The 14,558-nt window shown below is 67.5% G+C and carries 13 protein-coding genes and 1 tRNA gene; 4 read left to right on the forward strand and 10 right to left on the reverse strand.

All coding sequences use genetic code 11. The features are described 5' to 3' along the window. Nucleotides 1–12: 12 nt before the first annotated feature. A complete protein-coding gene (locus tag AC1MFL_RS06410) occupies nucleotides 13–2,910 on the reverse strand; it encodes a cation-translocating P-type ATPase (protein WP_479814113.1) in 2,898 nt (965 codons plus the stop codon). After that, nucleotides 2,907–3,380 carry a hypothetical protein gene (locus AC1MFL_RS06415; protein WP_479814115.1) on the reverse strand — a complete coding sequence of 158 codons (474 nt, stop codon included), beginning with the start codon at nucleotides 3,378–3,380 and terminating at the stop codon, nucleotides 2,907–2,909. Before AC1MFL_RS06415 ends, AC1MFL_RS06410 begins: the two co-directional genes overlap by 4 nt. 71 nt (nucleotides 3,381–3,451) lie before the next feature. On the opposite strand from AC1MFL_RS06415, the gene AC1MFL_RS06420 reads away from it, so the two are divergent. Together AC1MFL_RS06420 and AC1MFL_RS06425 are read left to right on the forward strand one after the other, a co-directional pair. Next, nucleotides 3,452–4,441 carry a hypothetical protein gene (locus tag AC1MFL_RS06420; RefSeq protein WP_479814117.1) on the forward strand — a complete coding sequence of 330 codons (990 nt, stop codon included), beginning with the start codon at nucleotides 3,452–3,454 and terminating at the stop codon, nucleotides 4,439–4,441. Nucleotides 4,442–4,480: 39 nt separating this feature from the next. After that, on the forward strand, nucleotides 4,481–4,660 hold the full coding sequence (locus tag AC1MFL_RS06425) for a hypothetical protein (RefSeq protein ID WP_479814119.1): 180 nt from the start codon (nucleotides 4,481–4,483) through the stop codon (nucleotides 4,658–4,660). 100 nt (nucleotides 4,661–4,760) lie between these two features. Here AC1MFL_RS06425 and AC1MFL_RS06430 read toward each other — a convergent pair whose 3' ends face one another. The 7 genes from AC1MFL_RS06430 to AC1MFL_RS06460 form a co-directional block, all read right to left on the reverse strand. Next, nucleotides 4,761–5,606, reverse strand: a complete 846-nt coding sequence (locus tag AC1MFL_RS06430) for an aldo/keto reductase (RefSeq protein ID WP_479814121.1) — start codon at nucleotides 5,604–5,606, stop codon at nucleotides 4,761–4,763. 116 nt (nucleotides 5,607–5,722) lie between these two features. Beyond that, entirely contained in the window at nucleotides 5,723–6,178 is a 456-nt protein-coding gene (locus AC1MFL_RS06435; protein WP_479814123.1) for a hypothetical protein, read from the reverse strand. A gap of 7 nt (nucleotides 6,179–6,185) precedes the next feature. After that, nucleotides 6,186–6,836: a bacterial proteasome activator family protein gene (locus tag AC1MFL_RS06440; protein WP_479814125.1), complete on the reverse strand. Its 651-nt coding sequence runs from the start codon at nucleotides 6,834–6,836 to the stop codon at nucleotides 6,186–6,188. A gap of 174 nt (nucleotides 6,837–7,010) precedes the next feature. Then, nucleotides 7,011–7,202, reverse strand: a complete 192-nt coding sequence (locus AC1MFL_RS06445; protein WP_301225496.1) for a YbdD/YjiX family protein — start codon at nucleotides 7,200–7,202, stop codon at nucleotides 7,011–7,013. Nucleotides 7,203–7,215: 13 nt separating this feature from the next. Continuing rightward, nucleotides 7,216–9,516 carry a carbon starvation CstA family protein gene (locus AC1MFL_RS06450; RefSeq protein ID WP_479814127.1) on the reverse strand — a complete coding sequence of 767 codons (2,301 nt, stop codon included), beginning with the start codon at nucleotides 9,514–9,516 and terminating at the stop codon, nucleotides 7,216–7,218. 214 nt (nucleotides 9,517–9,730) lie between these two features. Further along, a complete protein-coding gene (locus AC1MFL_RS06455) occupies nucleotides 9,731–10,267 on the reverse strand; it encodes a PadR family transcriptional regulator (RefSeq protein WP_479814129.1) in 537 nt (178 codons plus the stop codon). A 131-nt stretch (nucleotides 10,268–10,398) separates the two neighbouring features. Further along, nucleotides 10,399–11,382, reverse strand: coding sequence for an NAD(P)H-quinone oxidoreductase (locus AC1MFL_RS06460; RefSeq protein ID WP_479814131.1), 984 nt, complete (start codon nucleotides 11,380–11,382; stop codon nucleotides 10,399–10,401). Between the two features lie 185 nt (nucleotides 11,383–11,567). On the opposite strand from AC1MFL_RS06460, the gene AC1MFL_RS06465 reads away from it, so the two are divergent. Next, nucleotides 11,568–11,655, forward strand: a tRNA-Ser gene (locus AC1MFL_RS06465). A 330-nt stretch (nucleotides 11,656–11,985) separates the two neighbouring features. On the opposite strand, the gene AC1MFL_RS06470 is transcribed toward AC1MFL_RS06465, so the two are convergent. Beyond that, entirely contained in the window at nucleotides 11,986–12,933 is a 948-nt protein-coding gene (locus AC1MFL_RS06470; protein WP_479814133.1) for an endonuclease domain-containing protein, read from the reverse strand. Between the two features lie 450 nt (nucleotides 12,934–13,383). Here AC1MFL_RS06470 and AC1MFL_RS06475 point away from each other — a divergent pair, with 450 nt between their 5' ends. Further along, on the forward strand, nucleotides 13,384–14,193 hold the full coding sequence (locus AC1MFL_RS06475) for a VOC family protein (protein ID WP_479814135.1): 810 nt from the start codon (nucleotides 13,384–13,386) through the stop codon (nucleotides 14,191–14,193). Nucleotides 14,194–14,558: the final 365 nt, after the last annotated feature.

Here is a 14,558-nt window from a genome sequence, read left to right on the forward strand (position 1 = left end):
ACCCGGCGCCCGTCATCGGACTGCCTGCGCGTTCCGGCGCCGCCCGCCCAGCCGGAGGGCGGCCTTGCGGAGCTCGTCGAACCACAGGACGGTCGAGGCCATGGCCACGCAGACGGCCCACTGGCCGGGGTCCAGGGACGCGGTCCCGAAGGCCCGCTGCAGGAGCGGCAGCTCGACCACAGCAACTTGAAGCACCGTGGCCAGGAGGACGGATCCCCAGAGCCATCTGTTCACGAAGAGCCGGCGGAAGGCCGTCGTCGTCTCCGATCGGGAGTTGAAGGCGTTGAACAGCTGGGCGAACACGAGGGTGGTGAAACCGGCGGTCCGTGCGACGTCGAGCGGTTCGGTGCCGCCCGGGACCAGCCCGCCCGGCAGGAAGATGTCGATGGTCAGCAGCGACGCGACGCCCATGACCAGGCCGATGCTCAGGATGCCCAGCCACATCCGCGGGCCGAGGATGCGGTCGCTGCGTTTCCGGGGCCCGCGTGCCATGACGTCGTCAGTTTCCGGGTCAACGCCCATCGCGAGCGCGGGGCCGGAGTCGGTCACGAGATTGATCCACAGAATCTGGGTGGCCAGCAGCGGCACCGCGACCTCACCGGCGCTCGCTCCGGCCAGCCCCATGGCGCCGGCGAACACGACGCCGAGGAACACCGTAAAGACCTCGCCCATGTTCGAGGACAGCAGGTAGCGCAGGAATTTTTCGATGTTCTCGAAGATGACCCGGCCCTGGTGCACCGCCGAGACGATCGTGGCGAAGTTGTCATCGCCCAGGATCATGTTCGAGGCTTCCTTCGTGACCTCGGTGCCGGTGACGCCCATGGCGATGCCGATGTCCGCCCTCTTCAGCGCCGGCGCGTCATTGACGCCGTCGCCGGTCATTGCCACCACGTTGCCCTGGGCCTGCAGGGCGGTGATGATCTGCAGTTTATTCTGCGGCGCCACCCGCGCATACACCGAGGTGTTCAGGGTGAGCGCCCGCAGACCGTCCGCGTCCAGTTCGTCCAGTTCGGCGCCCGTGACTGCCCGCTCCCCCGGCCCGGAGATTCCCAGATCGCCGGCGATCCGCGCCGCGCTGAGCGGGTGGTCCCCGGTGATCATCACTACGCGGATGCCGGCCCGCCGGGCCTCAGCCACCGCGGTTGCCGCTTCGGCCCGGGGCGGGTCCAGGATTCCAACGACGCCGACGTACACGAGCGTGCTCTCGTCTTCCTCATCGAGCACGTCCGTTTCGTGACGGTCCGCTTCGGTGTACTGGCGGTAGGCCACCCCCAAGGTTCGGAAGGCCTGGGCCGAGAGTTCCTCGACGTCGGCCAGGGCCCGGGCGCGGCGGCCGGCGTCCATCGGTACGACGTCCCCGCCGAGCTGCAGGCCGGTGCAGCGTTCCAGCAGGACGTCCGGAGCGCCCTTCGTGACCAGGGACAGGGTGCCACCCTCCCGGTGGTGGGCCAGCGCGGACATCAGTTTCCGCTCCGAGGTAAACGGGATTTCGCCGTGCCGTTCGAACTCCCCCACGCGGTCCGTGACGCCGCCCAGCTTCCTGGCGGCGACGAGGAACGCCGCTTCCGTCGGGTCGCCCTGGATCTCCCATTCGCCGTCGCGTTCCCGAAGTTGCGCGTTATTGGCGAAGGAACCGCCGGCCAGCACCATGCGTGCTTCCTGGAGCAGGGCCGGATCCCGCACTTCCTGGCCGTCGCGGAGCACGCCGCCCTCCGGCCGGTAGCCGACACCGGTGAGCTCGACCCGGCCGGAGGCGGTGGTGATCCTGCAGATGGTCATCTCGTTGCGCGTGAGCGTTCCGGTCTTGTCCGAAGCGATGACCGATGCGGAGCCGAGGGTTTCCACGGAGTGCAGCTCTTTGACGACGGCCTGGCGTTTGGCCATATTCTGGACGCCGATGGCGAGCACCACGGAAAGGATGGCAGGCAGTCCCTCGGGAACAGCCGCCACCGCGAGCGAGACCCCCAGCAGCAGGACAGCGACGAGCCCGCTCAGCGAGGACACGCCGTTGACGACAATGATCGTGGCCATCACCACGACGGCGATCGCGATCACCGTGATGCCGAGCATCTTGCTCACGCCCGCGATCTCACGCTGCAGCGGGGTAGGGGCAGCCTCGGCGGCGGCCAGCATCCCGGCGATCGCGCCGACCTCCGTGTCCATCGCGGTCCCGGTGACCACGGCGCGTCCCACGCCCCGGGCGACGGCCGTCCCCTTGAAGACCATGTTGAGCCGGTCGCCGAGGGCGACGACGCCGCTCAGGGTGCTGGGGTCCTTGAAGACAGGCGCGCTTTCGCCAGTGAGGGAGGACTCGGCAACCCCCAGGGAACTTGCCGTGATCAGGCGGGCGTCTGCACCGACGGAATCGCCCTCGTTGAGGACCAGGATGTCACCCTGCACCAGCTCCGCGGAGGGAACAGTTCTGAGCTCGCCATCCCGCAGCACCATGGAGGTCGCTGCCGTCATCAGCCGCAGCGCGGCGACGGCGCTTTCAGCTTTGTTCTCCTGGACGAAGCCGAGGACGCCGTTGAACAGGACCACGGCCGCAATCACCAGCGCGTCAATCGGTACGCCGGCAGCACCCTCCACCGCCCAGGCCAGAACCGAGATGCCGATGGCGGCCAGCAGCAGGTAGATCAGCGGGTCCTGGAACTGCCGCAGAATTTTCCGCCACAGCGGCACGGGCGGTGCGGAGCGGAGTTCATTGGCGCCGTAGAGTTCGAGCCGCCGGGCCGCCTCGTCCGAATCCAGACCGGTGTCCGGGTTGACCTCGAGCGTGTGCAGGGCCTCGGTGGCACGGCGGACGTGCCATGGGAGGGCGCGGGGCCCGCCCGCGGCTGCGCCGGGCCCCGTGTTGGCTGGCCTCTGCGGGGTGTCGCAGGGTCCGTCGCCGCGTGGCGGTCCGGTCAACGGGCCCAGACGGAAGCAGCGCCGGAATGGCCGGTGATGATGCTCTGGTAGACGAAGAAAGCCCCGGCAGCCGCCGCAACGACCAGAACGGCTATCTGGACGGCGCGGTTGGTCCGCAGGTGCCCCAGGAAGGCGAATCGCCGGCCGATGGGCTCATAGCTCACGATCAGCGTCGCGGCGATGACGACGAAGAACACCACGGAAACGGCCTTGAGCACGTCCCCCTGTTCCGCATGTTCATGGATCAGGGCGGAGGCAGGGCGGGCCTTCTGGAGCTGCTCCCCGGCCTCCGCCGTGAGCAGGGACACCGGGACCAGCGCCAGGGACAGCACTCCCAGCGGCCAGGCCAGGTAGCTGCGCCAGCGTGGCGCCGCGGCATATACGATCGCGGCGAGGCCGGCGATCGGCGCCAGTACAACGACGGCGTGGATGAGCAGGATGTGGGCCGGCAGCCCAGCTAGTTCGATCATGGTGCCCTTTTCTCCGGGGTAACTGCCCGCTGGCGGCGTCGCCGCCGGGGCCGGGCTTCTATGATTCTTGCATGGGAGAGCAGTGGCTGGCGGATGTTGCGGCACGACTCTATGCCCTCCCGTTCGATGACTTTATTCCCGCCCGGACTGCTGCCGCCAAGGATGCCGCCGCCGCTGGAGACCAGCCGTCCCGCGCTGCCGAGCTGCGTTCCCTGACCAAGCCGTCTGTGGCGGCGTGGACAGTGAACATGCTCGTCCGCCGGCGGCCGGGGACCCTCCGGGAACTCGCCGGGCTGGGGCAGTCCATGCGGACCGCGCAGTCCTCCCTCGACGCCGCGGAGCTCCGCCGGCTGGGACAGGAACGGCGCCAGCTCCTCGGCAGCGCGGTCAAGGCCGCGCGGGAGGTGGCCGAGCAGCAGGGCCGGAAGATCAGCGCCGCGATCGCGGCGGAAGTGGAAGCGACGCTGCGGGCGGCAACAGCGGATGCGGGGGCCGCGGCAGCCGTGCAGTCCGGGCGCCTGCTCCGGGGGCTGTCCGCCGACGGCGTCGACGTGGTGGATCTTGCCGGTGCCGTTGCGCTTCCCGGGCTGGAGCCCATGGCCTCGGCACCAGCCGTTTCCCCGACCGGCCCGCCCGTGAAGTCTGTGCGGGTCGGAGTCTCTGCCCGGACCGGGGCCGGGGCCGCACCCACGGAGGAGCCGGCGCGGCCCCGTCTGCGGGCTGTCCGGCAGGAGCCGCGGAGATCCACACCGTCCGCGCTGGAACGGGCCCGGGCGGCGTTCAGGGATGCGGAAGAGGCCGCCACGGCAGCCGCAGCGGACGCCCGGCAGCACGAGGAGGAGCTGGCCTCGACCACCGCCCTGACCACGGAGCTTTCCGAGACCGTCCGGGAGTTGCGGGAGCAGCTTGCCCGGCGCGAGCAGGAATTGAAGGCCGCCAGAAAAGAGCGTGAACTGGTCACTGCCCAGGCGCAACAGGCCGCACGGGCTGCGGAGAAGGCCCGCCGCACTGAGGATCTGGCCCGGGAACGCGTGCTGCGGCTTGGCAACACGCCGGAGTGATGGCCAAATAGTGTCGGAGGCCGGCCGCACACTTAAATCATGGACACCAACCAGTACTTTGAAGTCACCTACCTGGACACCGACTGCGGCCGGATTCGCACCGAGACCTTCGACGACGTCTCCGACGCCGAACGCTTCGCCAGCCGCCGGGTCGCTGACGAGCAAGGCTGGGCGATCATCGACGCGGTACCGGTGCAGGAAGGCCGGAAGGCCGCCTAGCCCGGACCGCTAATGTCACCAGGCAGCAGAAAGGCCCCCACCCGGTCCGGATGGAGGCCCTGCTGCTGACTAGGCCGCCGGCGGTTGCCCCGGCCTCGGCCTATGCGAAGTCGGAGACCGCCGGGTCGGCGCCGATGCGGCCTGCGCCCTCCGCCGAGTTGTCCAGGCCGTTGATGGCCTGCACATCGGTCTCATCCAGGCTGACATCCAGCGCGGCGTAGTTCTCCCGGATGCGGGCCTCGGTGACGGACTTGGGGATGACCACGTTGCCGATGGACAGGTGCCAGGCGATGACAACCTGCGCCGGTGTGGCGTTGTGCTTTGCCGCGATCTGGCCGATGACCGGGCTCTCGAGCAGCTCGCCGCCCTGGCCAAGCGGAGACCAGGCCTCGGTGAGGATGCCCTTGGAGGCGTTGAATTCCCGCAACGCTGCCTGGTTGAAGAACGGGTGCAGTTCGATCTGGTTGATGGCCGGTACGACGCCGGTCTCATCGATCAGTCGCTGCAGGCCTTCCTTGGTGAAGTTGGAGACGCCGATGGTCTTCACCCGGCCCTGCTTCTGCAGCTCGATCAGAGCCTTCCAGGTGTCGACGTATTTGTCCTGCTTGGGCTGCATCCAGTGGATCAGGTACATGTCCAGTGTCTCCAGGCCCAGGCGCTCCATGGATTCCTCGAAGGCCTTCAGCGTGGATTCGTAGCCCTGGTCCGCGTTCCACAGCTTGGTGGTGATGAAGATTTCCTCGGGCCGGAGACCGGAGCGCTGGATCGCGCGGCCGACGCCCGCCTCGTTCCCGTAGATCTTGGCGGTGTCGATGTGGCGGAACCCTGCCTCGAAAGCCTGGACGACCACCTTCTCGGCGACGTCGTCTTCAACCTGCCAAACGCCGTAGCCAAGCTGGGGAATGGTGTTGCCGTCATTGAAAGTCAGTACCGGTGAGAAAGTCATCCCGCAATCCTGCCAATGCGCGGGCCGGATCGCCAGTGAATCAGAGGCGGCTAAGCTAGGCGCTTAACCGGGAATAACCGGGAATAACCGCCCAGGCGGGCGCCTGCCCGGACCTCTCACTCCGCGGCGGCCGCCTCGGCAAGCCGCCGCTCGGCGTCGTTGACCTGCTCGAGTACCGACGCGGCACGGCGCCGCACCGACTCCGCGCCGGCCGGGGCCGGCCCGAGGGCGAGCCGCAGCATCGCGGCTGCTTCGGCCGTGGTGGCCAGGGAGTTGCCGGCCGTTGAGAGTGCGCGGTGGACTCCGGTCAGGCTCCCCGGAATGTCGAGTCCCTCGCTGGGTGCGCGCCGCTGGGCTTCCACGCAGACCTGCCGGACCCGCCCGGAGAGCGCGGAAAGCTCGTTGGCGATCTCAAGGAGCTCGGCATAGAGGGCCTCGTCCTCCACCCCCTCAAGGATCTGGTGGTAGCGGTCGAGCCCCCGGGTGAAGCGGTCGTAGGCGCGCCGCCAGAGGCCTTTGCCGAGTTCGGCGTCGTCTTTGCGTCCCTGCCGGGCGGAGCTGAAAAATCCCAACGTTGCCTTACAGGTACTGGCCGGGACCGTGGTCCGGGCTTGCGGGTTCGGGAGGCTGCGAGGGATCCGCACCGGGTCGGGGCACGGCGGCGCGCTGGGGCTCGCCGTTCTCGCCGATGATCACCCCGGGGGCGATCATGGTCCCGGGCGGCAACTGGCGGAGCTGTGCCTGCGCGGCGGCGTGCTGCCGGGCGGCTTGCTGGGCTGCAAGGGCGGTCTGGATTCCGTGGAAGAGGCCCTCCAGCCAGCCGACCAGCTGCGCCTGGGCGATCCGCAGCTCCGCATCCGACGGGGTTCCGTCCTCGGGGAAGGGAAGGGTGATCCGTTCCAGCTCCTCGACCAGTTCCGGCGCCAGGCCGTCCTCCAGCTCCTTGATCGAGCGTTCATGTATTTCGGCCAGCCGGACCCGCGCGGCCTCGTCGAGGGGTGCGGATTTCACTTCGTCGAGGAGCTGCTTCATCATGGTGCCGATCCGCATCACCTTCGCGGGTTCGTCAACGAGGTCCTGGAGCTGGCTGGATTTGGCCCGCGCACCGGCCGTGGCTGCGGGCTGGCCGCCCGGCGCCGCCTGCCTGCCGTCGCCGGCCGGCGGCGAGTTCAGGGGGGTGGCTTCGACCGGGAAACCGACGGCGGACTGAGTGTCATGTGGATCGCTCATGGCTTCATACTCTCACGAGCCCGGAGCCGCGCACCGGCCAATCTGCGGCCAACGCTGCGCGGCCCAGCAGTCGGCGCGGATCGGAGGCCAAACAACGACGGCGGAGGGCGCCGTCGAGCACTGATGTGCCCGGCGGCGCCCTCCGTAGCGGCAGCGCTCATCAGTCGAAACCGATCAGCAGCAACGGCCCTGCGGGTTGGCTTCCTGACGGTCAGTCTGGTCCCGCCAGAATTCCTTTTCGGTCATCGGTGCGGCACCGTGACCGGCCTCAGCGTGGTGCGCCAGGTACTTTGCGTACGCATCCGCACCCATCACACCACCCAGGTACCGGGTGAATCCCCGGAAGCCTGCCACTACAGCGTTCATTTGTGCCTCCGCATTATTGGTGGGTTGCCTTGGCGGTCCGGTGGTCCGCCGGCAGCTGGTTCCACTTCGCGAGCAGCTCGCGCTCTGCCGGAGTGGGAGCTGGTCCAGCCGGGGCAAAGACCCGGGACGGCAGGGCCGGATCCTCGTTGTCGGTGTTGATCACACCGGCTTTGGTGTTGCGGAACGCCTTGTAGGTGGCGATCAGCGCGGCCACGATGACGATGATGCTGAGCACCACGAAGATGACCGAAAGCCAGCCCTGGATCGCGGTGTTCCGGATGACGGCTTCCATGGCCGGGACGGTCTTCGCCGTGCCGAAGGAGGTCTTGCCGTCCGCGAGTGCCTTGGAGAAGGCCGCGTTGTTGGCGAAGTAGCCGACCGCCGGAGTGGAGGAGAAGATCTTCTGGTAGCTGGCCGTGATGGTCACGACGGCCGCGAAGGCCATCGGGACCGCCACGATCCAGAGGTACTTGAAGGAGCCCCTCTTGGCCGCGATGGCCAGGCAGACGGACAAGGCGATGGCTGCCAGCAGCTGGTTGGCGATGCCGAACAGCGGGAACAGCGTGTTGATGCCGCCCAGCGGATCCGTGACGCCCATGATCAGCACGGCGCCCCAGGCCGCGACCATTACGGCGGTGGCAAGCCACGCGCCGGGACGCCAGGAGTGTTCCTTGAACTTCGGGATGAAGTTGCCGATCGAGTCCTGCAGCATGAAGCGAGCAACCCGGGTGCCGGCGTCGACCGCGGTGAGGATGAACAGGGCCTCGAACATAATGGCGAAGTGGTACCAGAAGGCCATCATGGCGGTGCCGCCGATGAACTGCTGCATGATGTGGGCAAGGCCCACGGCGAGGGTCGGTGCTCCGCCGGTGCGCGAGATGATGCTGGTCTCGCCGACATTGGCAGCCGTCTCGGCAAGCATGTTCGGGCTGATGTTCACGCCGGACAATCCCAGGCTGTTGACCCAGGCGGCCGCCGTTTCCACGGTGCCGCCGGTGAGTGCGGCCGGGGAGTTCATCGCGAAGTAGAGCCCGCGGTCAATGGAGATCGCCGCGACGAGGGCCATGATGGCCACGAAGGACTCCATCAGCATTCCGCCGTACCCGATGAAGCGGGTCTGGCGTTCCTTCTCGATCAGCTTCGGCGTGGTGCCGGAGGCGATCAGGGCGTGGAATCCCGAAAGCGCACCACAGGCGATGGTGACAAAGAGGAACGGGAACACCGCGCCCGGGAAGACGGGCCCGTTATCGCGGCTGGCGAATTCGCTGAAGGCCGGGACGGAGATTTCCGGGCGGACCACGATGACTGCCACGGCCAGCATCGCGATGACGCCGATCTTCATGAAGGTGGAGAGATAGTCACGCGGGGCCAGCAGGAGCCAGACGGGGAGAATCGCTGCGATGAAGCCGTAGATGATGAGCGCCCACGCGATGGTGACCTTGTCCAGCGTGAAGAAGGCATGGCCCCAGTCAGTGGCGGCAACGGCGCCGCCGCCGATGATGGCGGCCATCAGCAGCACGAACCCGATCAGGGAAACTTCCATGATCTTGCCGGGGCGGATGAAGCGCAGGTAGATGCCCATAAAGAGGGCGATCGGGATGGTCATGCCGACGGAGAAGACGCCCCACGGGCTTTCGGCCAGGGCGTTGACGACGACGAGGGCCAGGATGGCGACGATGATCACCATGATCAGCAGGGTGGCGACCAGGGCGGCGGTGCCGCCGATGACGCCGAGTTCCTCGCGGGCCATCTGGCCCAGGGAGCGTCCGCCGCGGCGCATGGAGAAGAACAACACGACGTAGTCCTGGACGGCTCCGGCGAACACGACGCCGAAGATGATCCAGATGGTGCCCGGGAGGTAGCCCATCTGGGCTGCGAGGATCGGGCCCACCAGGGGACCGGCACCGGCGATGGCGGCGAAGTGGTGGCCGAACAGGACGTTGCGGTCCGTGCGGACGTAGTCCTTGCCGTCAGCTTTGTACTCCGCGGGCGTGGCCCGGCGATCGTTCGGCTTGAGCAGGTAGCGCTCGATGACCTTGGAGTAGAAGCGGTAGCCGATCAGGTAGGTGCAGACCGCGGCGAACACGAACCAGATGGCGTTGACCGTTTCACCGCGGACAATCGCGAGCATGAACCATGCCACGGCGCCCAGCAGGGAGATCGCCACCCAAAGCGCAATCTTGGCCGGCGTCCATTTGCGCTCTTCGGCTTCGAGCACGGAGACGTCCACGGACGTGGGCGGCAGAGCCGGATCCGGCGTGATGCCGTCGTCGACTACTAAGTTTTTTGGCGTGCCATCTGGCATTGTGCCCATGTCTCCTCCTTGAGAAACCCCAACCGGGCAAATCCACTCGACAGATGTGCCCCAAGGCACCCTACCAACAGCGGCGAATCTTGGGTATGGCTTTGCGCCAGAAGGGCCGGTGGAGTCGATGAACGGCCGACCAAACGCGCCCAACGGCGGAATCATTACCGGCGGGTGTTACTTGCGGGTAGGCCTTAGGTGTCGGGCCGGCGGGCCTCGGGGGTCAGGCGGGCGGGCCGGCCAGCTGCATGAGCCGGGCCTCACAGAGGTCCAGCCATCGCACCTCGGCTTCGGTCTGGAAGATGAGGGAATCCAGGACCAGCAGCCGGGCGGTGTCCGCGGAACGGTGCTGCGACGCCGTATCCCTGCGCGCCTTGGTGTAGTCCTGGAGGGCCCGGATGGAGACGGCGCGCTGGGCGTGGATGGCGGCGCCGACGTCCACACCGGGAAGCGTCAGCGCCAGCGCGAGCTTGATGGCCAGTTCGTTCCGCGGAGGGCGGGTCCGTGGAACAGGAGAAGTAAACCAGTGGCGGACTTCCGCGCTGCCCTCGGGGGTGATGCTGTAAACCACGTGCCCCTCGCCGTCGGCGCCGTCCTTGGTGACAAGGCCGTCGCGTTCCAGGCGATCGAGGGTGGTGTAGACCTGCCCGATATTGAGGGGCCAGGAGGATCCGGTGCGGTCTTCGAATTCGATCCTGAGCTGGTAGCCATAGCGTGGCCGGTCCTGCAGGAGTGCGAGGAGGCTGTGACGGATGGACATTATGCTCCCGGAGGGTAGCGGGACGACAGCATACACGCGCCCCAAGACGCGTGTATACCGCGTATGGAATTACACTACAGTGATTCGGTATGCCGAAGCAATTCTGATATGCCAAAACTGGAATATGTGTGCTACATAACCAGCAGGATTTTCCCCACGTGGTCGCCGCTGTCGAAGTACCGGTGCGCGGCGCTGACCTGCTCCAGCGGGAAGGTCTTTGCCACCAGCGGGCGGATCCGGCCATCGCTGATCAGCGGCCAGACCGCCTCGCGGACCGCATCCATGATCACGGTCTTCTCCTCCACGGGCCGCGGGCGCAGCGCCGTGGCAATGATCGCGGCACGCTTGCTCAGCAGCTTGCCGAGGTCCAGTTCACCTTTCGTGCCACCCTGCAGGCCGATCACCACCAGCCGCCCGTAGTCGGCCAGCGCGTCGAGGTTCTGGGTGAGGTACTTGGCCCCGACGACGTCGAGAATGACATCCGCGCCTTTGCCGCCGTTCTGCGCGCGAAGGCTCTCCGGGAAGTCTTCCTCGGCGTAGTTAATCGCGATGTCCGCGCCAAGGAACGCCTTGGCGGTGCCGACTTTTTCTGCGCTGCCCGCCGTGGCGGCCACCACGGCTCCGAAGGCCTTCGCGAGCTGGATGGCCATCGTGCCGATGCCGCCGGTTGCCCCGTGGATGAGCACAGTCTCTCCCGGCTGCAGCTGCGCCGTCATGATCAGGTTGGAGTACACCGTGGCCGCAACTTCCGGCAGTGACGCGGCAGTGACGAGGTCGACGCCGTCCGGGACCCTCAGAACCTGTCCCGCCGGGACGGCCACCTGTTCGGCATAGCCGCCGCCGGCCAGCAGGGCGACCACCTTGTCGCCCACAGAGAACGGCTTGGCTACGCCGGGTCCGAAGCCGGCAATCCGGCCGGAGACTTCCAGCCCGGGGATCTCCGAGGCGCCGGGCGGGGGCGGGTAGTAGCCCTTGCGCTGCTGGACGTCCGCACGGTTGAGCCCCGCGGCGACGACGTCGATCAGCACCTCGCCGGTTCCGGGCACCGGGGACGGGACCTCGCGGACCTCCAGGGCCTCGGGTCCGCCCGGCTTTGAGATATAGACAGCCTTCATGGAGAACTCCCGGTTCGTAACTGGCTTCGTGCAGACTTCTTGCAGGCTTCTTGCGGGCATGCGCTGTGCACCCCACGCCCGGAGCCCATTCTTCCAGTCTTCCAGAGTAGGCGGAGGAGTTGCCCCCGGCCGCGGGCGCACCGCGTTTTTGTTGCACCGACCGCCTATGAAACACTACTCCGTAGGGAAGGTTGTCCGAGCGGCCGATGGAGCTGGTCTTGAAAACCAGTGTGCGGTAACCCCGTACCAAGAGTTCGAATCTCTTACCTTCCGCGAATAATGCCCCTGCTTCAGCGCTTGCCGCGAAAGCAGGGGCATTTTTGCGTGGCTGCCCGGGCCTGCCGTGCGCCGATGGCCCGGGCGCGGGCGCGGGCGGCTTGGACCTGGGCGATGCCCTGGCCTGGGCCTGGGCGGTAAAAACAGCTGGGTGTACAAATGGGCCGCCGGTGGGCAGATCAGGGCGAATGCCGGGCGCGGATACGCCCTGATCTGCTCCCGCGGCGTACCACTGCCCGGCAGAGCCTGGGTTTGGGCGGTAACAGCTGTGCGCAAACAAATGGTCGGCGGCAGGCAGAGGCAGACATACTCATCAGGCGGGCGGGATCATCCTGGCCATCCCTGTGCCCGCAGGGCCTGCCGCACACGCGCCAGCACCCAGCTCTCGCCATTCCCGACGTCGAGTTTGTTGATGACCAGCTGTCGCCAGCCCGCGCCGACGGTGCGTTCGTTGCGCAGCGCATCGGCCAACTGCTGCTCGGGCGTGAGGTGATGGCCGCCGTCGTACTCCACCGCCAGCCGGAACTCGGGGCAGGCGAGATCGATCCACAGCGGAGCGCCCTGTTCATCCAACAGCACGTGGTTCGGCTCGAAGGCCGGCAGCGCGGAGCGGCCAAAGAGCAGCCGGAGCCTGGTTTCCGGTGGCGAGTCGACGCCCACGCGGACCAGCCCGAGCGACTTCCTCAGCAGGCGAAGACCCGACACCGGTTTGCGGCTCCCGGCATAGCGCAGGAGCTCCTCCAACGTCATGCGTGCGGTCCGCGGGTGCTGGTAGCGCACATGCTCGCAGACGAGGTCGTCGGCGATGACGACGAGGTCCTCAAGAGTCAGGGCACCCGTCCCGGCGAGGTCCAGCAGGGTCCGGGGAATCGAAGTGACCGGGACACCCTGCAGCATGACAATATCGGCGGGCTCCAGCATGGCGCGGTGGCCGATGACGCCCTTACGGCGGGGAGCGGCGGACCCCGGCCTGGTCAGGTGCAGCAGACCTGCCATGGGCGTCGGACTCCCCTGCGCCAGGCTGCCCGGGAGCTTCAAGGCGTGAAGGGCGGCCGCGGAGTAGTAGCTGACAGTGTCGGGCGTCCCCAATTCCGTATATGGCCGCACCCGTTCCAGCAGGGACTGCTGCCGACCGATCGGCACGCGGATGCCGCGGCTCGGCACATGGATGTCCTTGGCTTTGGCCCGCCACGGGGAAATGCCACCCAGCCGGCCCTCGCTGATAGTGAAGGACCTCGCCGCCAGCTCCGCCGGAAGGGGTTTCGCGGTTGCCATGGGCCTATTAGGCCACAACGCGGTGCGGACTACGCCGGGTTATCCACAGCCTCAGCGCCGGAGAGGGTGGAACCTGCGGGGATGGCGTAGGAGGTTCCGGTGGACGGGGTAGGCGCTGGCGGCCGGAAGTGCCGGTCGATGCGGGCAGGCTCGGACCGCCGCGTGTGCAGATCAGGGCGGATGCGGGCAGGCTCGGACCGCCGCGTGTGCAGATCAGGGCGGATGCGGGGGGCGGATGCGCCCTGATCTGCACCCGCGGCGCCGAAGCACCCGATCGGGCGCGCGGCGGGGGCACGCGGCGGGGGCACGCGGGGGCGGGGCCGGGCCGGGCCACAGCAAACCATTGAAACCGTCGGTGCGCCGGAATAGTCTCACTGTGTCTTCACCTCCCATAAGAATCCGGCCGCCCGGCGGCACCACAATGGCCGCAGCACAGAGCAGGAGCCCACCATGCCAACACCCCAACACACCAACGGAGCGCCGTGCTGGATCGACCTGATGACCTCCGACCCGGAAAAGGCCAAGGCGTTCTATGGCGAACTTTTTGGCTGGACCTTCGAGACGGGCGACCAGGAAAAATACGGCGGCTACATTACGGCCCGGAAGAACGGCAGGCCCGTGGCCGGAATGATGCAGAAACAGGAAAGCCAGGCGAACTTCCCGGACGTCTGGTCCACCTACCTGCGCACGGACGACGCCAGGACGACGGTCAAGGTCGCGGCGGAGCACGGCGGCCAGGTCTACCTGGAACCTATGGACGTGCCCGAGCAAGGAAGCATGGCCATGATCGGCGACGCTACCGGCGCGGCCGTCGGCATCTGGCAGCCCGGTGAGATGAAGGGCTACGAACTCGCCGCCGAAGCCGGAACGCCGGCGTGGCACGAGCTTCACACCAAGGACTATGCCACGGCGGTCAAGTTTTACGAGGACGTTTTTGGCTGGGACACCGAGGTCATGAGTGACACCCCTGACTTCCGCTACACCACGCTGGGCGCTGGCGACGCCGCCAAGGCAGGAATCATGGATGCCTCGGGCTATCTCCCCGCCGAGGCCCCTTCCCACTGGCAGGTCTACTTCGCCGTTCAGGACGCGGACGCCTCCGCCGAGAAGGCCGTGTCCCTGGGCGCCACGGTGATCGACGGGCTCGCCGATACCCCGTTCGGACGGCTCGCCACGCTCACTGACCCCACCGGGGCGATGTTCAAGATCATTGCGGAGACCGCACCGCAGGGCGCTGACATCCCGGCACAGGGCAACTGAGCCCCGCCGCTGACCCGAGGGGAAGCTGCGGAAAAACTTCACAAGTCCTTGCGCAAAACTGCTCTGGGAAATACCGGCCAGCCACTTCCACGTGGGCTACTGGCCGGTATTCTCTTTGGCATGCCGGCCCCGAGTGGCCCGGCAAGGTCCACCCGGCCCCGGTCGGGAGCAACACCAACTCCGTCGCTGGGGAGCACCGTTGGTGGCCCCGTGTCGGCTGAGACGCGTTCCGCTGGGGGACGTCTCGCCGAATGCACATGCCGGACACGCGGCGTTCATTCACACCTGTTTTGATGTGCCGGGCATTACTTGACCAGGAGTAAAGACCGGCCGGTCCGCGGGCATCACCCGGGCACATTCCACCA

This window comes from Arthrobacter sp. BG3 (genome assembly GCF_056680185.1).

Bases quoted from the DNA above. Each gene is read 5' to 3' on its own strand.
- AC1MFL_RS06470 (WP_479814133.1), bottom strand. From the start codon at position 12,933: ATGGCAACCGCGAAACCCCTTCCGGCGGAGCTGGCGGCGAGGTCCTTC.
- AC1MFL_RS06440 (WP_479814125.1), bottom strand. From the start codon at position 6,836: ATGAGCGATCCACATGACACTCAGTCCGCCGTCGGTTTCCCGGTCGAA.
- AC1MFL_RS06450 (WP_479814127.1), bottom strand. From the start codon at position 9,516: ATGGGCACAATGCCAGATGGCACGCCAAAAAACTTAGTAGTCGACGAC.
- AC1MFL_RS06430 (WP_479814121.1), bottom strand. From the start codon at position 5,606: ATGACTTTCTCACCGGTACTGACTTTCAATGACGGCAACACCATTCCC.
- AC1MFL_RS06445 (WP_301225496.1), bottom strand. From the start codon at position 7,202: ATGAACGCTGTAGTGGCAGGCTTCCGGGGATTCACCCGGTACCTGGGT.
- AC1MFL_RS06460 (WP_479814131.1), bottom strand. From the start codon at position 11,382: ATGAAGGCTGTCTATATCTCAAAGCCGGGCGGACCCGAGGCCCTGGAG.
- AC1MFL_RS06415 (WP_479814115.1), bottom strand. From the start codon at position 3,380: ATGATCGAACTAGCTGGGCTGCCGGCCCACATCCTGCTCATCCACGCC.
- AC1MFL_RS06420 (WP_479814117.1), top strand. From the start codon at position 3,452: ATGGGAGAGCAGTGGCTGGCGGATGTTGCGGCACGACTCTATGCCCTC.
- AC1MFL_RS06425 (WP_479814119.1), top strand. From the start codon at position 4,481: ATGGACACCAACCAGTACTTTGAAGTCACCTACCTGGACACCGACTGC.
- AC1MFL_RS06475 (WP_479814135.1), top strand. From the start codon at position 13,384: ATGCCAACACCCCAACACACCAACGGAGCGCCGTGCTGGATCGACCTG.
- AC1MFL_RS06455 (WP_479814129.1), bottom strand. From the start codon at position 10,267: ATGTCCATCCGTCACAGCCTCCTCGCACTCCTGCAGGACCGGCCACGC.